The following is a 19,134-nucleotide window of genomic DNA, read 5'->3' as shown; positions in this document are numbered from 1 at the left end:
GGCCGGCATGACCAGCACACCCGTCCCCCGCAGCCAGGCCGGCGCCAGCGGCGTCGCCTTTTTGCTGCAACTGGAACGCCGGCTGCGCCTGCTGCAAGACACGGGCGAGATTCTTTCCCTGTCGGCCCAGCTGCTGGGACAACGCCTGGGCGCCCAGCAAGTGGCCTGTTTCGATATCGACCAGACCCTGCAGTGCCCCACCTTGCAGCATGCGTGGAGCGATGGCCTGGCGCCGGGCGCCGCCGGCGAGTATTTCCTCGGCGATTACGCGGCAGGCCTGGCCGATGCGCTTGCCGCCGGCCAGGCGCTCGCCGTCAGCGATGTGGCAAGCGACCCGCGCACAGCCATGCCGGCCGCGCTGGCCGCGTTCGCGCGTCTGGGCATCCGTGCCTTCCTGAACATTCCGATTGCCAAGGATGGCCAGCTGGCGGCCCTGTTCGTCGTGCACAGCAGCGCGGCGCGCCTGTGGCATGCGGACGAGATCGAACTGGCCGTGCAAGTGTCGGAACGCGTCTGGTCGACCATTTTGCGGGCTCGGGCGGAATCGCGTTTGCGCGCCCTGACTGCCAGCATGGAAACGCAAGTGGCCGAGCGCACGCGCGAATTCGGCCGCACCTGGAACGTCAGCCCCGACTTGCTGGGCGTGCTTAACCTCGACGGCTATTTCGAACACTCGAACCCCGCCTGGCAAGCCACCTTGGGCTGGTCCGTGGAGGAAATCCGCACGACGAAATTTTTTGAACTGATCCATCCGGACGACTTGCCGCGCACCTATGCGGCCTGGGATGCGGCCAACCAGGGCCAGCCGGCGCTGCGCTTCGAAAACCGCTACCGCCACAAGCTGGGCGGCTGGCACTGGCTGTCGTGGGTGGCCGTGCCCGAGGGCGAGAAGGTGTATTGCAGCGCGCGCGACATTACCGTGGAAAAGAAGCTGGAAGCGGAACTGGCCGCGCGCAACAGCGAGCGCGAGCGCCTGTGGCGCAGCGCGCAAGACCTGATGGTGGCCATCGATGCCGAAGGCTGCTTTGCCGCCGTCAACCCGGCCGCCGGCGCCATCCTGGGCTGGCTGCCCGAGGAAATGCTGGGCCGCAGCATCTTCGACTTCGTGCTGGCCGAAGATGCGGCCGCCACGCGCCAGGCGCTGGCGCAAGTGACGCAAGAGGCCAGGCCCAGCTTTGAAAACCGCTACCGGCACCGCGATGGCGGCCACCGCTGGCTGTCGTGGGTGACGGCCACCGAAGGCGACCTGATATTTGCCACCGGGCGCCATGTCACCGTGGAAAAAGAGGCGCAAAACACCTTGCGCCTCATGCAGGAATCGTTGCGCCACAGCGAGATGGCCTTGCTGCAATCGCAAAAGCTCGAAGCGCTGGGCAAGCTGACGGGCGGCGTGGCCCACGATTTCAATAACGTGCTGCAAATTATCTCGGGCAATCTGCAGCTGCTGCAGCTGAGCCTGGACAACGACCCGCTGGCCGCCAAGCGTATCGCCAGCGCCTCGGCCGCCGTGGAACGGGGCGCCAAGCTGTCGGCCCAGCTGCTGGCCTTTGCGCGGCGCCAGCCATTGAAACCGCTGGTGACGGACCTGGCGCAGCTGCTGCGCTCGACGGAAGAGCTGCTGCGGCGCGCCACGGGCGAAACCATCGAAACGCGCTGGCTGCTGGCCGACGACTGCTGGCGTGCCCTGGTCGACCCGCACCAGCTGGAAAACGTCATCCTCAACCTGGCCATCAATGCGCGCGACGCCATGGATGGCCAAGGCCAGCTGACCATCGAACTGAGCAACATCGTGCTGGACAGCGATTACGCGGCCCGCCATGCGGACGTGGCGCCCGGCGACTACGTGCTGCTGGCCGTCTCGGATACGGGCGCGGGCATTCCGGCCGAGCTGCTGGACAAGATTTTCGAGCCGTTCTTCACGACAAAGAAAGAAGGCGAAGGCACGGGCCTGGGCCTGTCCATGGCCTATGGCTTCCTGCGCCAGAGCGGCGGCCACCTGACGGTGGACAGTCTGCCTGGCCATGGCAGCACCTTCCGCATCTACCTGCCGCGCTCGCTGGAAGCGGAAACGGAACTGCCGCTGCAGCTGGATGGCCCCGTGCTGGGCGGCAAGGAAACCATCCTCGTCGTGGAAGACGACGTGCAGGTGCAGACGACGGTGGTCGACATGCTGCGCGGCCTCGGTTACGTCGTGCTGCGCGCCAGCGATGGCGAAAGCGCACTGGCCGTCATCGGCAGCGGCGTGCCCATCGACCTGCTGTTTACGGACGTGGTGATGCCAGGCAAAGTGGCCAGCACGGCGCTGGCGCGCCAGGCCCGCGTGCTGCTGCCGCAGCTGGCCGTATTGTTTACCTCGGGCTACACGCAGGACGCCATGATGCAGGGCGGCCGGCTGGAACCGGGCGTGGAGTTGTTGAGCAAGCCTTACCGGCGCGAAGACCTGGCGCGGCGCATCCGCCACCTGCTGGCCAACGGCCGCCACGTGACGGCCCTGCACCAGTATCGCGCGCAGCTGGCGCCGCCGCAACCTGCCGCACCCGCACAGCCGGCGGGACGACATATTTTGTTGGTGGAAGATAATGCGGACGCGCGCGCGATGACAGGCGACCTGCTGGCCATGCTGGGCCACACGGTGCTGGCCGTGGGCACGGCCGAAGAAGCCTTGCCCCTGCTGGGCACGCCGGGACTGGAACTGCTGCTGACCGATATCAGCCTGCCGCGCATGTCGGGCGTCGAGCTGGCCCAGTTGGCGGCCCGCGAGCAGCCGCGGCTGGAAGTGGTGTTTTCCACCGGCCATGCGCCGGCCAATTCCGGCGTGCTGGACCCGCAAGCGCGCTTCCTCGTCAAACCATTTAGCGTCGAGCAATTGCAGCAAGCCTTGCTGACACCAAACTAGTAAACGTCGAGCCGGCGCGCCTTCAGTGCGCCGGCCAGCTCTTCCAGACCAAACGGCTTGCGTAGGAAACGGGCGTTGGCGTCCTGCATCAGGCTGGCGCCCCAGTCGTGTCCGGAAGCAAACACCACGTCCAGCTGCGGCCAGTGTGCGCGCGCATGGCGCGCCAGTTCCAGGCCGGACATCGTGGGCAGGCTGATGTCCGTCACCAGCACGTCCAGGCCCGGCATGGCCAACAGCGGCATGGCCGCTTCCGCGCTGGCCACGCCGTGCACGGTGTGCCCCAGCATATTGAGCATTTCCGTCGTCATTTCACGCGCATCGTCATTGTCTTCCACCAGCAGGATGCGCCTCCCGGACGGGTCGGGCGCGCCCACGAGGCGGCGGTCGGCCAGCAAATGGCGGATGCGCCGCGCCAGGTCTTCGCGCTGGTACGGTTTGCTCAACAGCTCCACGCGCGGGTCCAGCCGCCCACCCTGCATGATGGCATTGTGCGTATAGCCCGAGGTAAACAATACGGCCAGTTCCGGCAGCAGCAGCCTGGCCTGCTGCGCCAGTTGCTTGCTGCTGACGGGGCCGGGCATGACCACGTCCGTAAACAGCAGGTCGATGGCCACGCCCGTGCCCAGCAGGGCCAGCGCCGAGGCGCCGTCATCGGCATGCAGCACGTCGTAGCCTAGGCCGCGCAGCATGTCGACCACCGTGTGCTGCACGGGCGCATCGTCTTCCACGACGAGGATGGTCTCGCCACCGCCCAGCACGGGACCCGTCAGGCTCGGTGGCGGTTCGGCCAGTTTTTCCAGCGAACGGGGCAGATAAATCTTGAACGTCGTGCCGGCGCCCGGCGCGCTGTGCACCTTGATGTGGCCCGCGCTCTGGCGGATGAAACCGTACGCCATGGACAGGCCCAGGCCCGTGCCCTCGCCTTCGCGCTTGGTGGTAAAGAAGGGCTCGAAGATCTGGTCGATCACGTCGCGTTCCATGCCGTGGCCCGTGTCGGTGATGGTCAGCAGCACGTATTGTCCTTCCAGCACGTCCGCATGCTGGCTGGCGTAGGCGGCGTCTAGCGTGACGTTGCTCAAGGTAAAAGTCAGGCGCCCGCCCTTGTCCATCGCATCGCGCGCGTTGATGGCCATGTTCAGCAGCACGTTTTCCATCTGATTCGGGTCGACCAGCGTATGCCACAGGCCGTCGCTGATGAAGGTTTCCTCGGTAATCGCCTCGCCCAGCGCGCGGCGGATCAGCTCATGCATGCGGCGCAGCAAACGGCCCAGGTCCGTCACCAGCGGTTTCAACGGCTGGCGCCGCGCAAAGGCCAGCAGCTGCGACGACAGCTTGGCGCCCCGCTCGACGGCCGAGGCGGCCGAATCGAGGCGGCGGGCCGCCTGCGGATTGTCGGCCACCGTCAGTTTTAGCAACTGCAAATTGCCGGAAATGATCTGCAGGACGTTATTGAAATCGTGGGCCACGCCACCCGTCAGCTTGCCGATCGATTCGAGCTTTTGCGCCTGCAATAAAGCTTGCTCGCTGCGCACCAGCGCCAGCCGCGCCTCTTTTTCATCGGTGACGTCGCGGCCGATGGCATGGATCAGCTTTTGCGCCGGCACGGCCGTCCAGGAAATCCAGCGGTAGCCACCATCGCGGCGCCGGTAGCGGTTTTCCATGCGCAAGGTGGGCGCGCCATGGGCCAGGCGCGACAAGTCCTGCAAGGCCGCCATGCGGTCGTCGGGATGCACGAGGCTGATGAAGTCCATACCCAGTGATTCGACTTCCGGGCGCTCGAGTATCTTGCTCCAGGCGGGATTGACGGCGATGATCATGCCGGACAAATCCGCCACCAGCATGATGTCGGTCGACAGCCGCCACATGCGGTCGCGGTCGGCCGTGCGGTTGGCCATTTCCACTTCCAGCGAGGAATTCAGGTAGGCCATCTTTTCCAGCACGTTCTTCTGTTCCTGCACGTCCGTATTCGTGCCCACCCAGCGAAGTACCTTGCCCGCCTCGTCGAACAGGGGCAAGGCGCGCGCGAGGAACCAGCGGTAAGCGCCGTCGCTGGCGCGACGCATGCGGAACTCCTGCTCATAGGCGCTGGCCGTGGCGACGGCCCGGTCCCAGCTTCTCTGCGTGGTCTGCACGTCGTCCGGATGCACGCAGTGGCGGAAACCGCTGGATACGAGCGACTTCATCGATTGCCCCGTGTATTCGCACACCTGTTCGTTGACCCAGTAGGTGGCGCCGCTGCCATGCGCGAGCCAGGCCTGGTTGGGCATGGTGGACGCGAGCGAACGGAACTGCGCCTCGCTGTCGAGCAAGGCATTGCGCGCCTGCCAGTGTTCGTCGATATCCTCGCACGAGCCATACCATTTCACGGCCTGGCCGCGCTCGTCCCGCCGGCAATATGCGCGCGAATGCACCCAGCGGTACTGGCCATCCTGCCGGCGCACGCGCATTTCCTGGTCGAAAGGCTGGCCGCTGCCCACCGCTTCGCTCCAGGCCGCCAAGGAATGGGGAATGTCTTCGGGGTGGATGGCTTCCAGCCAGCTGGTGCCCAGGCCGTTGCCGCCAGTCCATTCGCGCCAGCGCTGCGCGACATAGTCGAGCTTGCCGTCGATATCGGCCGTCCACAGCACTTGCGTGTTCAGTTCGATGGCGTAATGAAAGTGTTCGCGGCTGTCGTGCAGCGCCTGTTCCAGCTGGCCCCGCTCGATGACATGCGCGGCCACGCGCGCGGCCAGCGCCAGCAGTTCGATCTCGGGTTGCGTGGGATGGCATGTCGCCTGGAAAAACAGGCCCAGCACGCCCAGGATATGCCCCTTGGCGCCAAAGACGGGGGCGACCCAGCAGGCGCGGTAGCCGTGCAGCAAGGCTTCCTTGCGTCCCGCGCTCCAATGCACGTCGCGCGTGATGTCGCCGCAATACACGGGCGCGCCGGAAAAGGCCGCCGTGCCGAACGGGGATGGCTGTTCGCCGCCATGGCGCAAGGCCAGGCACAGGTCTTGTGGCAGACTGGGTGCAGACAAGCCGCAAAAGCGGTCGGACTCGTCGATCAGCACCAGGCAGGCATGCGCGCCGCCATCGGCCAGCGCTTGCAGCGCCAGCAACAAATGCTCCAATGCATGGGCCAGGTCGGCGCCTGCCGCGATGCTGCCCAGCGCACTATGCTCGGCGTCCAGCAAGGAAAGAATGTTGTTTGCGTGCACCGTGTCGATAAGGGGAAAACTGATGCCCGGAATATACCATGTGGCAACCCTCTTGCAGGAGGAAACAGCGCATCGCTTGATCTCTACGTGCACGTGCCCCTATGCTAAAGTGTTGCTCTCTTCTCAAGCGAGTTCCAGCATGCCTACTTCCCTGCCGTCCTCCCTGATCGCCACCGCCCTGCTCGCCTGTGCCCACGGCGCCGTCGCCGCCCCCATGAGCCTGGACGACTACCTGGCCCTGAACGGCCCCCCGCCTACGGCGCAGATCCCCTATGGCCCCGCGCCGTCGCAATACGCACAGCTGTTCCGGCCCGAAGGCAGCGGCCCGTTCCCCGTCGTCGTGCTCGTGCATGGCGGCTGCTGGACGGTGGCCTTCGGCGGCATCAAGCAGATGCGTAACGTGGCCGGCGCCCTCGTCGCGCAAGGCATCGCCGTGTGGAATGTCGAGTACCGCCGCGTCGACGAGCCGGGCGGCGGCTATCCGGGCACCTACGAAGACATGCACGCGGCACTCGACAGCCTGCGGCAGCACGCGCCCCAATACCAGCTGGACGTGAACCGCATCGTCGCCATGGGCCACTCGGCCGGCGGCCAGCTGGTGCAATGGATCGCCGGACGGGAAAAACTGCCAAAGACCAGCCCCCTGTACCGCGACAAGTTGCTGCCAGTGAAAAACATCGTCAGCCTGGGCGGCCTGGCCGACCTGCGCCATGAAAAGGACTTGATCAAGACCAGCTGCGAGCGCGACATCGCCCAGCTGGCAGGCCAGCCCAGCGCAACGCGCCCCGACATCTACAGCGACACCAACGCCGCCGACCTGATCCCCAACGGCAGCCGCACTGTGCTGGCCACGGGAGAACTCGACACCATCTCCCCTCCCCGCGTGGCGCACGACTATGCGGCCAAGGCCACGCTGGCTGGCGACCATGCGGAAGTGCTGATTTTGCCTGGGGCAAGTCATTATGACGAGATTGCGGCGACGTCGAATGCGTGGGGGATGATTTTGGTGGTGGTTCGGGGGATGTTGGGGATGGAGGCGCAACGATGAAAGCGCGGCCTGAAGCGGGTGGCATAAGCCGTGCATTTGTAGTTCTTTAAACTTTTTCTTTAGTGCCACCCAGCGTAACAATACGAAAATAGATCAGGTGCTACCGGCAAGGCGAGGCCGTGAGATGTGAAATTTAGATCAACAAGAACTTTTCAAATAAATCGGAATCATACGAATGTCAAGCTTTGATCAAACACCATTTTCGGCTAGAAATAGAGGCGTGCACCGCAAAATCGATACGGAATTTCCTCAAAGTGCGCAAGTAGGGCTATTGCATCTTCTTTTAGATTTAATAGACCGTGATTATATTGCCGGGTGGGCCCCATTGGCACGAGAGATCCAACGTATCGCACGTCTACCACCTGTCGAGTATAACAATTCGAAGTCCGCTAGTATTCAACAAGCGAAAATCGACGTTGAGGTAGCGCTTGCTACGCTAAGTTGGGACAAAAACTATGACTTTTGTGAGCGTTTACATAACCACTTGGCAAAGGAAGTTGGGTATAGCTACAACGACATATACGAAGTGACCACTCCAAAGTCCGAAGTGCAGGCATTTATCACGGCTGAATTACAGCGGCTATTTTCGGAAGAGGAATTGGCTTTTGAATTCACAGAAGGATTAGTTCGCAGGAGAGGCAGAAAACATACTGTTGAGGTGACTACTAGGGCACAGGTAGTTCTCGGTGATAGCCGGCTCGCAAGTGCTCGTCGACACTATGACAAGGCAATGCAATTCTTTCGCAGTCCAGCAAAGCCGGACTATGAAAATTGCGTGAAGGAGGTAGTTTGTGCTGTCGAAGCAGCGGGGAAAATTCTATTCCCTGCTGCGAAGGCTGCTACATTGGGAGACCTAGCGAAATGGTTCTCGTCAACAAAAGACGTTTCAGTACCTAAAGCAATTGCTCAAACCATAACTGGAATTTATGCATATCGGAGCGGAGGAGATGGAATCGGGCATGGAGGCGCAGCGGGAGGTATTGCAACAGCGGAAGTGGCTGAGTACGTATTAGCAGTTTGCGCATCGCAGATTATTTATATGGTTGATGTGTCAAACCATTACGAAGGTGAAGTCCCATTTTAAATGTGCCAGGTCTGCTCCGCTATCACGCTATAGGTGCGGCGCGAGCTTCAAAAATGCTACCTGGTTACTTCAACAAGGTGCTTTGGCGTATAAACGCTCTTCAACAAAAAACATATCCAAGATCAATACGAATAGGCTCCCGTCCCAAACTCAGGCTCCCCGGGCCCAGCGGGCCTGAAAAATGGCCAGGGCAAGGCGCGCGGGCGAAGACAGTACGCATGTACGGCGAGCCCAAGCAACGCAGCCATGGGCATTTTCTCAGGCCCGCGGCTCTGGCCCGCTGTTCAAAACAATACGATCACTGAACACGCGCCAGGTACTGGGCCAGCTGGGCGAAGGTCGCCTTGAACCCCTGCGTCATCGACTCAAACCCCTGCTTGAAAGTCTCATGCTGCTCATCCGTCGCCTTGTGCGGCGTCGACCGTAACGTCATCGTCGTCTTGCCATTCTCTTCGCTAAGCGTCATGACATTGAACGATTCCAGCGGCCAAGTAGCGCTGACGGGGTGCTGCACCGCATTCCCCTGCTTGTCGGCAAACGACAGGATGGAAACGATGCGTTCAGGCGCTTCGATAGACTGGTAGGTGAACTTGCCCCACATCTCGTAGCCATTGTCGGCGCGCATGCCGTAGTGGAAGACTCCGCCCGGTTTGAGGTCCAGCGCCAGCACGCTCAATTCGAAGCCGACGGGGCCCCACCACTGTGCCAGGCGCTCCGGTTCGACCCACGAACGGAACACCAGTTCGCGCGGCGCGTCGAAGGTTTGCGTGATGACAAAGTCGCTACTGTCGCGGTGCTGTCCTTCCTGCTTCTGTTCTGCGGTGGCCATGCTCTCTCCTGTGTTGGTGGACTGGCAGTTAATGTAACAGTGACGCCGAAAATGGGAAAGGCCCGTACGCCATCTTGAGCGTAGGTCGGGTTAGCGCGCAGCGCGTAAGCCGACACCATCAACGGACCAGGCCAACAATGGTGTCGGATTACGGCCCGGAGGGCCTAATCCGACCTACCCGACCTACTTGGCTTTGCCAGCAGATGCCACCTGGTCGAGGATATGCTTGGGTACGGCAGCATAATGCTTGAATTCCATCGTGTAGGTGGCCCTGCCCTGGGTCAGCGAACGCAGGGTGGTGGAATAGCCGAACATTTCGGCCAGCGGTACGAGGGCCTTGACGATGCGGCCCGCGCCGCCGGGGATGTCGTCGACGCCCTGCACCATGCCGCGGCGGGCCGTCAAATCTCCCATGACGTTGCCCATGAACTCTTCCGGCGTTTCCGCCTCCACCTGCATCATCGGTTCGAGCAGCACGGGGTGTGCTTTGCGCATGCCATCCTTGAAGGCGATGGAGCCGGCCATGCGGAAGGCGTTTTCGTTTGAATCGACGTCGTGGTAGGAGCCGAAGGTCAAGGTCGCCTTCACGTCGACGACCGGGTAGCCGGCCAGCACGCCCGACTTCAAGGTTTCGACGATGCCCTTGTCGACGGCGGGAATGAATTCGCGCGGCACCACTCCGCCCTTGATGGCGTCGACGAACTGGTAGCCTGTGCCCGGCTCCAACGGTTCGAGTTTCAGCACCACGTGGCCGTACTGGCCCCGCCCGCCCGATTGCTTGACGAACTTGCCCTCCACGTCTTCCACCGCGCGCGTGATGGTTTCGCGGTACGCCACCTGAGGCTTGCCGACATTGGCTTCCACGCCGAATTCACGGCGCATGCGGTCGACCAGGATTTCCAGGTGCAATTCACCCATGCCAGACATGATGGTCTGGCCCGATTCCTCGTCCGTATGCACCTTGAACGACGGGTCTTCCTGCGCCAGGCGGTTCAGGGCGATGCCCATCTTTTCCTGGTCAGGCTTGGTCTTCGGTTCGACCGCCTGCGAAATCACGGGTTCCGGGAAGATCATCTTTTCCAGTACGATGATGTGGTCAATGGCACATAAGGTGTCGCCCGTGGTGACGGCTTTCAGGCCCACGGCGGCGGCGATGTCGCCCGCATACACTTCCTTGATTTCCTTGCGCTCGTTCGCATGCATCTGCAGGATGCGCCCCAGCCGTTCGCGCGCGCTCTTGGTCGGGTTGTAGACCATGTCACCCGAGTTCACCACGCCCGAATACACGCGAAAGAAGGTCAATTGTCCCACGAACGGGTCCGTCATTATCTTGAAGGCCAGCGCGGCAAAGTGCTCGTCGTCCGTCGGATGGCGCTCCACCTCGTTGTCGTGCTCGTCATGGCCCATGATGGGCGGCACTTCCATGGGCGACGGCAGGTATTCGATGACGGCGTCGAGCATCGCCTGCACGCCCTTGTTCTTGAAGGCGCTGCCGCACAGCATGGGCACGATTTCGTTGCGGATGGTACGCGCGCGCAAGGCTTGCTTGAGTTCGGCTTCCGTAAAGGTGTCGCCATTCAGGTAGCGTTCCGTCATCTCGGTGCTGGCCTCGGCCGCGTGTTCGACCATGTGCTCATGCCACTGCTGTGCCTGCGCCTGTAGCTTGGCGGGAATCTCGCCATAGCTGAACTGCACGCCCTGGCTGGCGTCGTCCCAGGTGATGGCGCGCATTTTCAGCAAGTCGATCACGCCCGTGAAATGGTCTTCGGCGCCGATCGGCAACTGGATGGGCACGGCCACGCCCTTCAGGCGGTCGGCGATCTGCTTGCGCACGCGCAGGAAATCGGCCCCCACCCTATCCATCTTGTTGATGAAGGCGATGCGCGGCACGTGATATTTGTTGGCTTGCCGCCAGACGGTCTCGGATTGCGGCTGAACGCCGCCGACGGCGTCATACACCATCACGGCGCCGTCGAGCACGCGCATCGAACGCTCGACCTCGATCGTGAAATCCACGTGGCCGGGCGTATCGATGATGTTGATGCGGTGTTCGGGGAAGTTGCCGGCCATGCCTTTCCAGAAGGCCGTGGTGGCGGCCGAGGTAATGGTGATGCCCCGTTCCTGTTCCTGCTCCATCCAGTCCATGGTGGCGGCGCCATTGTGCACTTCGCCGATCTTGTGATTGACCCCCGTATAAAACAGGATGCGCTCGGTGGTGGTGGTCTTGCCGGCGTCGATATGGGCGCTGATGCCGATGTTGCGGTAGCGCTCGATAGGTGTTTTGCGGGTCATCACAATCTCCATGGCTAGCCCCGGCACGCCTCGGTTTGCGCCGGTTTTGCAGTGTAGCAGACATCGATTTGGCCGACACGGCGGCGGGCTGTTTACCATGCACGCAACACTGGCAGGCGCACACACGTCAGGCGCACGGAGACTAATTGCGGATTCGGCTATACTTCCAGACGTTAATTTTTGAACTTTAATTCAACAAAGATTAATAAAAATCAATACGCATGGCATCCTGCCATGCAAGGCGACGCCGCCGGCATGCAGCCCAGGTGCGCACCGAACGACATGCCCTACTCAGCCTATGACTATCCAACTAAGAAAAATAATCCTCTCTTCCCTGCTGGCATCGCCGGCGCTGGCCATGGCCGGCGAACTGGAACAGCAAATGCAGCGTTGCGCCGTGCTTGGCGACGCCAGCGCCCGCCTGGGGTGCTTCGACACCCTGGCCAAGGCGGCGGAAAAAGCCACCATCGCCGCCGGAGGTGATTCCGCCACCGCGGCCGTCACCCTGGCAGCGGCAGCCGAGGCCGCCCCCATCACGCCAGTCAGCCCGCCTGGCGTGGCCACGCCGGACGCTGTCAACGCGGCCATTCCCGCCGTCGCACAGACAGGCGCTGCGCCGCCGGAAGCGCCGATTTCGCGCACGCAGCAATCGTGGGAACTGAACGAGGCCTCGAAACGCGGCCTGTTCAACTTCCGCCCGCACCGCGACACCTATCTGCTGCTGGCCAATTACAGCGATGCGTCCAACGACGAGCCGTTCCAGGATTTCACGCCGGCCGGCATCAAGAGCCAGCATGTGGAACTGACGTTCCAGCTGAGCTTCAAGATGAAGCTGCTGGAAGACATCGCCGGCACGCCGCTCGACATGTGGTTCGGCTACACGCAGCAAAGTTTCTGGCAAGCGTATAACCGCAAGGCCTCGAGCCCGTTCCGCGAGACCAATTACCAGCCGGAACTGATGCTGATCATGCCGATCAACAAGAATTTCGCGGGTGTCGAATTCAATTACCTGAACTTCGGCCTCGTGCACCAGTCCAACGGCCAGACGTCGACCCTGTCGCGCAGCTGGAACCGCGTGTATGCCGAACTGGGCATGGAAAAAGACAATCTGGCCGTCACGGCCCGTGTCTGGCACCGCCTCGACAATGGCAAGACCGACAATGACAATATCGACATCACCGATTACCTGGGGCATGGCGACTTGCGCGTGAGCTACCGCAACAAGGGCCACGAGTATGCCGTGACGGCCCGCCGCAATTTCAGCAAGAAGCATGGCTCCATGCAGGCAAGCTGGGCTTTCCCATTGAAGGCCAACCTGAAAGGCTATCTGCAACTGTTCTCCGGCTATGGCCAGAGCTTGATCGACTACAACTATTCGCAGAAATCGATCGGCGCCGGTTTCATGGTCGACCTGTAAGCTAAACAGTACCGCAAACAAAAATGGCGCCGAGGGCGCCATTTTTTATGGAAAATATCTGGTTTATCGCGGGCCGCCGCCCAGCACGCGGGCCGGCAGCATGACGATGGCGCGCAGCAATTCAAACACGCCTTCCACGCCGATGCCTATCAAGCGGAATGGCAGCAACAGCAGCCAGGCCAGCGGATACAGCACGAGGGCCAGCAAGGCCAGGGGCCAGCATACGAGCAAGAGCAGCAGCCACAGCACAAATCCCAGCATTGCGTCCCCCTAGAATGAAATGTGCGGAGCAAGCCGTGCTTGCCCCGCTACCGTGAGGCCACTATATGCAAGCGCCGCCACGGCCGCAACGGCCGTGCGATGAACTGCGTGCTGGGGGGATGAACGGTGCAAAAACGGGAATGAACGGCGCCTGCGGAGACCTTTATTGGCCGACGCAAATCACTTTCGTGATGTATTCATGCGCGTTCGGCTTCTTGCTGGTGGCCCATTTGATGGCCTGGTTGGCATCTTCGATGGTCAGGATGGAGGCCTTGTCCTTCGACTTGATGAAGGACACGCCTTCAAACACGCCTTCCTTGCTGCGCATTACCTTGGCAAACACGGGCGGTTTGGTCTCGCCGTCGCTGATTTTGTTCTGTTGCACGAGGTAACGCTGATCGATCTGTTCCATGATAGTAAAGCTGTCCAGTGGGTAAAAGACGAAATATACCCTGAATGGACAAACGCCGCAGGACGAAATCGCTGCGGCGTTGCCTTTGAATTAATGCTACTTATGCGTAGACGGCGTTCTGCGTGGCAGGCTGCAGGTTCACGTCATAGATCACCTGCGCGCGGATCGACGTTTCCAGCGAAGGAATCGAGCCGCCGGCGCGGTACTGGAAGCTCACTTGCAGCACGTCACCCGCCTTCACGGCGACCGGCGTGGCCAGCGGCAAGCACATGTAGTGGTTCAGCCAGTCGATCGTGGTCGAGCGTTCGGGCACGACGGCCAGGATGTTTTTGGTGACGAAACGCAAGGCGTTCAGGGTGCCGCTGCGCTCGACGACGAACTTGCCGTCGAAACCGAACACGCTGTCCGTCGGCTGGCTGAAGTCGATGATGCTGTAGACGGACGGCGGCGCCAGCTCCTGCACGCCAGGGTGGATGGCCGTGGTTTCCTGGAATTGCACGATGGGCGCATAAAAGCCCTCGAAATCGTATTCCTGCTGCATCGGCTGCACGGCCATAATGACGGCTTCGGGCAGGAAGATGGGCAGCGGGCCGCCAAAGCGGGCCAGGTAGCGGCGCTTGAACGATTCGATCACTTCCACCTGCTTTTCGCGCAGCATGCCGACATGGATCATTTCACAGATGACCACGTCGACGGGCTCGGGCGGCAGGTATTCAAACGCGTCCGCGTGGACGACTTCCACTTTTTCACCGTTGGGATTGAGCGCCAGCATCTTGCGCGCTTCCTTGACCATGTCCGGATTGAACTCCACACACCACACCTTGTCGGCGCGCGCGGCCGCAAACCACGACAGCACACCCGTGCCGCCGCCCAGCTCCAGCACTTTCATGCCAGGCTTCACCGCGTAATCGATCGCCGACTTGAACCCGTGCATGCGGTTCTGGTCCATCAACATATTGTGGTGGTAATGGACGGGGATAAATTGCCCCAGGTAACAACTCTCGATTTCTCGTTCATTCAGCATGTCTGTCCTCTTGGAGTCTGGCTCCGATGGCCGATCGGTTTTGTCATTCCAGAAAGCAGTGTTATCGCACGGGCTGCGCGAGGGGCGGCGACAAACCAGCCGGCGCCTGACGTTGATGTGATTGCCCATGCGAAAAATCTCCTGATTAATGCGACACGATCATTATCGTTAATCGGCACGGAGAACAAAGGGCTGAGCTGAGAGGCAATTCCATGCCAGTTTCAGCGCTGGCATGGAAAATATTACCAGAAGATTACTTTCTGGCCGCGCGCGCCTTCTGTGCCGCTTCGATGATGGCGACCACGCCCGGCTTGTCGCCGGCCTGGGCGAACTGCGCGGCAGTCCAGCCATGGTCGCTTTTCAGGCTGGCGTCCGCGCCCCACGACAGCAGCAGCTTGACGGCACCCTCCTGTCCCTCGCGGGCGGCAAACATCAGCGGCGTGACGTTGGCGGGCGCGCGCGCATCGACGGCGGCGTCGCGGTCGAGCAAGATCTTCATGATCGGCAGGTCGCCCGCCGAAGCCGCATAATGGAGCGCCGTCCAGCCGCTCTGGTTGACCTTGGCGCCCTTGGCCAGCAAGGCTTCCACGGCGTCCTGCTTGTGTTTATAGGCGGCCATCATCAGCGCCGTGTTGCCGTTGGCCGAACGGGCTTCGATGTCGATGCCGGGTGCGTCTAGCAGCACCTTGAAAACCCGGTCCGCATCGTCGCGCAAGGCCAGCACGAGGGGAATGTCGCCGCGCTGCGCGTCGGGCTGGTTCGGGTTCATGCCCTCGGCCAGCATGTCGCGCACGCCGCTGGCGTTGTTGACGGACACGGCACGGAAGAAGGCGTCCGGTTCCGGCGCCGCGTGGCTGGCGCTAGCGCAGCACAGCAGCATCGCCAGCGCGAGTTTTTTCATCATGTATGACCTTAAGAAGTTATGGCAACTGGTTGAATAACTTGAAGAAATTGTCCGTCGTCTGGCACGCCACCTGCTCCAGTGGGATGCCTTTCAGGGTCGACAGGTATTCCGCTACGTGGGCCACATAGCCCGGTTCGTTCATGCGGCCGCGGAACGGCACGGGCGCCAGGTACGGCGAATCCGTCTCGATGAGGATGCGCTCGAGCGGTACTTCCAGGGCCACGGCTTGCAAATCCTTGGCGCTCTTGAACGTGACGATGCCGGAAAACGAAATATAGAAACCCATGTCGATGGCGGCGCGCGCCACTTCCAGCGATTCCGTAAAGCAATGCATGACGCCGGCCACGCCGCCGTCGGCCACGCCAGCGCCCTCTTCGCGCATGATGCGTATCGTGTCTTCACTGGCCGCTCTTGTGTGAATAATCAAGGGCTTGCGCGTGATTCTTGAAGCTTTGATGTGAGTTCTGAAACGCTCGCGCTGCCACTCGAGGTCGCCCGTCAAACGGAAATAATCGAGGCCCGTCTCGCCGATGGCGATGATCTTCGGGTGGTCCGCCAATCGCACCAGGTCTTCCACGGACGGTTCAGGCGTGTCTTCATAGTCGGGATGCACGCCGACGGACGCAAAGATATGCGGATACTGCTCGGCCAGGGCCAGCACCTGCGGGAAGTCCGGCAAGTCGACGGACACGCACAGAGCGTGCGTCACCTTGTTCTCGGCCATCTTGGCGAGGATCTCGGGCATGCGAGCGGCCAGCTCGGGGAAATTGATATGGCAATGGGAATCGATATACATAAGGCGGGATTGTACCGGAGGGAGAGAAAACTGGCAGGGGAACGGCGGCGGCGCGCATCCCCTGCCGGAGCGGTTCGGAGGCTTGCAGCCGATTACATCTGCGAGGCCGGGTGTTCCGCGAGCGGCACGAAGTTGCCGGTCGACTCGTCGAGCGCGTCGAGAGAACCGTTCTCGATGTCGTACACCCAGCCGTGCAGGGTCAGCCGGTGTTGCGCCATGGCCAGCGCCACCGAAGGATGGGTGCGCAGGTTATTGAGTTGCGCGACCACGTTGGCGCGCACCATGCCGTCGATGCGCGACTGCTCCGTCGGATGGTCGACCGATTCGTTGATCATGCGCGCCGCGTCCGCATGGTGCAGCCAGCTGCGCACGGCCGGCATGTGATCGAGGCAGGCGCAGGTGGCGATTGCCTTCATCGCGCCGCAATCGGAATGGCCGCAAATGACGATGTCGCTCACGTTCAAGGCGGACACGGCAAATTCAACCGTGGCGCTCACGCCGCCAGGCTCGGGGCCATACGATGGCACGATGTTGCCCGCGTTGCGGATCACGAAGAGTTCGCCGGGCTCGCGCTGCGTCACCAGTTCCGGCACCATGCGGCTGTCCGAGCAGGAAATGAACAGGGCCTTCGGGGTTTGTCCCGTGGCCAGGGTCTTGAACAACTCGCGGCGCTCAGGAAAAACCTCTTTTTGGAAGCGTAGGAATCCAGCAATAATGTCGCGCATAATAAATAGGGATCGTTATCTGAGCCGGTATTATCGCTGAACGAGGCAGGTTCCGCCTACTGCCCCTGTGGCGGCTGCCACAGCTCCACCTTGTTGCCTTCTGGATCGATGACCCAGCCGAACTGGCCGTATTCCGAATCGGGCGCCTTGTCCAGCACCGTGCAGCCTTCATCGCGCAAGGCTTGCAACAGCGCATCGAGGTCGTCGACCCGGTAATTGATCATGAAGGAAGCCTTGCCGGGCAGGAATTGCTCGCTGCCCTTGGCTGCTACGGACCAGATGGTGGTGCCCGCCGTGGGCTGGCCGTCCGCATCCGTCCAGCTAAAGGCGGCGCCGCCCCACGGCTGCACGTCCAGACCCAGGTGGCGCTGGTACCAGGCGCGCAGCGAGGCCGGGTCTTGCGCCTGGAAAAAGATGCCGCCGATGCCAGTGACTCGTTTCATGCACGCCTCCATTGCTGTCCAGTGCCTTGACTGTAACACTAGGGGCCAAGCGTGGCAAACGAAACAAAGAGAAGTTACATTAAATCAGCAACGCAAGCACTTGATTTTATTGGCAACTGGAAGCGTAATCGAGCAGCATATCTTCGAGGAACAGCTTGGGCGACAAGGGGTGCTCGGCAATCGCCCGGCGCTCGTTCGCCGCCTTGATAGCGGCCATCAAACGGCTCACGTTGATGCGTCCTGCCAAGGCTTCCAGTTCGCGCCTGTGGCGCGGGTAGTAGCGGATGGTGCCCGACAATTTGACGGAAAACACATCGTACAGCCAGCGCTGGAGCGATGCCACCAGCGGCGCCAGCGGCGCCTTCTGCAATTTGTCGGCAGCCTTCAGGGCCGCTTCGACGCCGGGATTGGCCAGCACTTGCAGCAACTGTTCCGTCTCTTCGCGGCCGCCCGACTCGGACTGGGCCAGCGCGGCCAGCGGTGCGCCGCCCTGCTCGCGCAGCCAGCTGTCCGCATCGTTCAAGCCTTGCTGCTTGAGCCACGTCAAGGCCTGCTCGTGGCTGGGCATGGGCAAGGCGAATTTCCTGCAGCGCGACAGAATCGTCGGCAGCAAGCGGTCCAGGCTGTTCGAGGACAGCAGGAACAAGGTGCCCGGCGGCGGCTCTTCCAGCGTCTTCAGCAAGGCGTTCGACGCGGGCGTGTTCAGCGCCTCGGCCGGGTACAGCACCACCACGCGCAAGCCCTGGCGGTGCGTGGAGATGTTCATGAAATCGGCCAGGTTGCGGATCTGCTCGATCTTGATGTCTTTCGACGGCGTCTTGGTCTTGGCGCTTTTCTTCGCGCCTTCGCCCTCTTCGCCGTCGTCGGCCACCTCGTCTTCCAGCGCTTCCGGACGGACCCGGCGGTAATCGGGATGGTTGCCCTGACTAAACCAGCCGCACGAGGCGCAAGCGCCGCAGGCATGACCGTCGGCGCGCACGTCTTCGCACAGCAGCGCTTGCGCAAAATGCTCGATGAAGTCGGCCTTGCCGATGCCCTGCGCGCCATGGAACAAAATGGCGTGCGGCATGCGCGGGCGCAAGGCTTGCAATTGCTGCCAGGCGTCCTGTTGCCACGGATAGAGAGAACTGGTCATTTTATTCTTTGTAAATCAGTGTGTTGCGACGCTTTGTTCGAGCAAAATATCAAGTAATTGCGCAAGTTGCACTTGGATGTCGGCAATGCTTTGCGTGGAGTCGATGATGCGGAAGCGTTCCGGGAACTGGGCCGCGCGGCGCAGGTACTCGTTGCGCGTGGCGGCAAAGAAGTCCGATCGCTCCTGCTCGAACTTGTCGAGCGCGCGCGTGGCGTCCAGGCGGGCGCGGGCCACGGCCAGCGGCACGTCGAACAAAAACGTCAGGTCCGGCTGCAAGTGCGGGTGCACCCATGCTTCCAGCGCTTCCATCTTGCCCAGATCCATGCCGCGGCCGCCGCCCTGGTAGGCGAAGCTGGCATCGCTAAAGCGGTCGGAAATGACCCACTCGCCCCGTTCCAGGGCGGGTGCGATGACTTGGGCGATGTGTTCGCGGCGGCTGGCGAACATCAGCAAGGCTTCCGTTTCCAGATGCATTTTTTCATGCAGCAGCAGTTCGCGCAGCTTTTCGCCCAGGCTGGTGCCGCCCGGTTCGCGCGACGAGACGAGGCTCACGCCCCTTTGCCGCAGGTAGTCGGTGACAAAGCCGATATGCGTCGACTTGCCCGCGCCATCGATGCCTTCGAAGGTGATGAAGCGGGGTTGATAGTGTTGTGTCATGAAACTCTTAATCT

The 19,134-nt window shown here is 61.8% G+C and carries 16 protein-coding genes; 4 read left to right on the top strand and 12 right to left on the bottom strand.

Features of this window, described 5'->3' with window-relative positions; all coding sequences use genetic code 11:
* Window positions 1-7: 7 nt before the first annotated feature.
* Complete coding sequence (locus V3C40_RS03710) at window positions 8-2,896, top strand: hybrid sensor histidine kinase/response regulator (protein ID WP_331776549.1); 2,889 nt, start codon at window positions 8-10, stop codon at window positions 2,894-2,896.
* Here V3C40_RS03710 and V3C40_RS03705 read toward each other — a convergent pair.
* On the bottom strand, window positions 2,893-6,093 hold the full coding sequence (locus V3C40_RS03705) for a PAS domain-containing protein (RefSeq protein ID WP_331776548.1): 3,201 nt from the start codon (window positions 6,091-6,093) through the stop codon (window positions 2,893-2,895). The two genes, V3C40_RS03710 and V3C40_RS03705, sit on opposite strands and share 4 nt — an antisense overlap.
* Before the next feature lie 139 nt (window positions 6,094-6,232).
* Between V3C40_RS03705 and V3C40_RS03700 the strand changes: the two genes are divergently transcribed.
* Together V3C40_RS03700 and V3C40_RS03695 are read left to right on the top strand one after the other, a co-directional pair.
* A complete protein-coding gene (locus V3C40_RS03700; RefSeq protein WP_331776547.1) occupies window positions 6,233-7,141 on the top strand; it encodes an alpha/beta hydrolase in 909 nt (302 codons plus the stop codon).
* Window positions 7,142-7,316: 175 nt separating this feature from the next.
* Complete coding sequence (locus tag V3C40_RS03695) at window positions 7,317-8,225, top strand: hypothetical protein (protein ID WP_331776546.1); 909 nt, start codon at window positions 7,317-7,319, stop codon at window positions 8,223-8,225.
* Window positions 8,226-8,523: 298 nt separating this feature from the next.
* Here V3C40_RS03695 and V3C40_RS03690 read toward each other — a convergent pair whose 3' ends face one another.
* Window positions 8,524-9,054, bottom strand: a complete 531-nt coding sequence (locus tag V3C40_RS03690; protein WP_230516024.1) for an SRPBCC family protein — start codon at window positions 9,052-9,054, stop codon at window positions 8,524-8,526.
* Window positions 9,055-9,237: 183 nt separating this feature from the next.
* Complete coding sequence (gene fusA, locus V3C40_RS03685; RefSeq protein WP_331776545.1) at window positions 9,238-11,346, bottom strand: elongation factor G; 2,109 nt, start codon at window positions 11,344-11,346, stop codon at window positions 9,238-9,240.
* A 298-nt stretch (window positions 11,347-11,644) separates the two neighbouring features.
* Here fusA and V3C40_RS03680 point away from each other — a divergent pair, with 298 nt between their 5' ends.
* Window positions 11,645-12,763 (top strand): phospholipase A, encoded by a 1,119-nt coding sequence (locus V3C40_RS03680; protein WP_070302464.1) that lies wholly within the window; start codon window positions 11,645-11,647, stop codon window positions 12,761-12,763.
* A 63-nt stretch (window positions 12,764-12,826) separates the two neighbouring features.
* Here V3C40_RS03680 and V3C40_RS03675 read toward each other — a convergent pair whose 3' ends face one another.
* The 9 genes from V3C40_RS03675 to tmk form a co-directional block, all read right to left on the bottom strand.
* A complete protein-coding gene (locus V3C40_RS03675; protein ID WP_128143192.1) occupies window positions 12,827-13,024 on the bottom strand; it encodes a hypothetical protein in 198 nt (65 codons plus the stop codon).
* Between the two features lie 163 nt (window positions 13,025-13,187).
* Window positions 13,188-13,436: a hypothetical protein gene (locus tag V3C40_RS03670; RefSeq protein WP_034756165.1), complete on the bottom strand. Its 249-nt coding sequence runs from the start codon at window positions 13,434-13,436 to the stop codon at window positions 13,188-13,190.
* A 100-nt stretch (window positions 13,437-13,536) separates the two neighbouring features.
* The gene (locus V3C40_RS03665; protein ID WP_331776544.1) at window positions 13,537-14,460 is read right to left on the bottom strand and encodes a methyltransferase domain-containing protein; all 924 of its coding nucleotides are present in this window, start codon (window positions 14,458-14,460) and stop codon (window positions 13,537-13,539) included.
* A gap of 253 nt (window positions 14,461-14,713) precedes the next feature.
* The gene (locus V3C40_RS03660; RefSeq protein ID WP_331776543.1) at window positions 14,714-15,364 is read right to left on the bottom strand and encodes an ankyrin repeat domain-containing protein; all 651 of its coding nucleotides are present in this window, start codon (window positions 15,362-15,364) and stop codon (window positions 14,714-14,716) included.
* 16 nt (window positions 15,365-15,380) lie between these two features.
* A complete protein-coding gene (locus V3C40_RS03655; protein ID WP_331776542.1) occupies window positions 15,381-16,160 on the bottom strand; it encodes a TatD family hydrolase in 780 nt (259 codons plus the stop codon).
* Window positions 16,161-16,252: 92 nt separating this feature from the next.
* Window positions 16,253-16,885 (bottom strand): carbonic anhydrase, encoded by a 633-nt coding sequence (locus V3C40_RS03650; RefSeq protein WP_034756156.1) that lies wholly within the window; start codon window positions 16,883-16,885, stop codon window positions 16,253-16,255.
* 56 nt (window positions 16,886-16,941) lie between these two features.
* Window positions 16,942-17,328, bottom strand: a complete 387-nt coding sequence (locus V3C40_RS03645; protein WP_034756595.1) for a VOC family protein — start codon at window positions 17,326-17,328, stop codon at window positions 16,942-16,944.
* Window positions 17,329-17,434: 106 nt separating this feature from the next.
* Entirely contained in the window at window positions 17,435-18,463 is a 1,029-nt protein-coding gene (locus V3C40_RS03640; RefSeq protein WP_034756153.1) for a DNA polymerase III subunit delta', read from the bottom strand.
* Window positions 18,464-18,478: 15 nt separating this feature from the next.
* Window positions 18,479-19,120, bottom strand: a complete 642-nt coding sequence (gene tmk / locus V3C40_RS03635; protein ID WP_034756150.1) for a dTMP kinase — start codon at window positions 19,118-19,120, stop codon at window positions 18,479-18,481.
* Window positions 19,121-19,134: the final 14 nt, after the last annotated feature.

Origin of the sequence: Janthinobacterium sp. LS2A (assembly GCF_036543145.1) — a bacterium.
Taxonomy (GTDB): domain Bacteria; phylum Pseudomonadota; class Gammaproteobacteria; order Burkholderiales; family Burkholderiaceae_D; genus Janthinobacterium; species Janthinobacterium aestuarii.
The sequence above is the reverse complement of the archived record's forward strand: the minus strand, read 5'-3'. Positions and strand labels throughout refer to the sequence as shown.

Coding starts and splice junctions, on each gene's coding strand:
- tmk (WP_034756150.1), bottom strand. CDS start 19,120: ATGACACAACACTATCAACCCCGCTTCATCACCTTCGAAGGCATCGAT.
- V3C40_RS03710 (WP_331776549.1), top strand. CDS start 8: ATGACCAGCACACCCGTCCCCCGCAGCCAGGCCGGCGCCAGCGGCGTC.
- V3C40_RS03655 (WP_331776542.1), bottom strand. CDS start 16,160: ATGTATATCGATTCCCATTGCCATATCAATTTCCCCGAGCTGGCCGCT.
- V3C40_RS03700 (WP_331776547.1), top strand. CDS start 6,233: ATGCCTACTTCCCTGCCGTCCTCCCTGATCGCCACCGCCCTGCTCGCC.
- V3C40_RS03645 (WP_034756595.1), bottom strand. CDS start 17,328: ATGAAACGAGTCACTGGCATCGGCGGCATCTTTTTCCAGGCGCAAGAC.
- V3C40_RS03675 (WP_128143192.1), bottom strand. CDS start 13,024: ATGCTGGGATTTGTGCTGTGGCTGCTGCTCTTGCTCGTATGCTGGCCC.
- V3C40_RS03670 (WP_034756165.1), bottom strand. CDS start 13,436: ATGGAACAGATCGATCAGCGTTACCTCGTGCAACAGAACAAAATCAGC.
- V3C40_RS03690 (WP_230516024.1), bottom strand. CDS start 9,054: ATGGCCACCGCAGAACAGAAGCAGGAAGGACAGCACCGCGACAGTAGC.
- V3C40_RS03640 (WP_034756153.1), bottom strand. CDS start 18,463: ATGACCAGTTCTCTCTATCCGTGGCAACAGGACGCCTGGCAGCAATTG.
- V3C40_RS03660 (WP_331776543.1), bottom strand. CDS start 15,364: ATGATGAAAAAACTCGCGCTGGCGATGCTGCTGTGCTGCGCTAGCGCC.
- V3C40_RS03665 (WP_331776544.1), bottom strand. CDS start 14,460: ATGCTGAATGAACGAGAAATCGAGAGTTGTTACCTGGGGCAATTTATC.
- V3C40_RS03680 (WP_070302464.1), top strand. CDS start 11,645: ATGACTATCCAACTAAGAAAAATAATCCTCTCTTCCCTGCTGGCATCG.
- fusA (WP_331776545.1), bottom strand. CDS start 11,346: ATGACCCGCAAAACACCTATCGAGCGCTACCGCAACATCGGCATCAGC.
- V3C40_RS03650 (WP_034756156.1), bottom strand. CDS start 16,885: ATGCGCGACATTATTGCTGGATTCCTACGCTTCCAAAAAGAGGTTTTT.
- V3C40_RS03695 (WP_331776546.1), top strand. CDS start 7,317: ATGTCAAGCTTTGATCAAACACCATTTTCGGCTAGAAATAGAGGCGTG.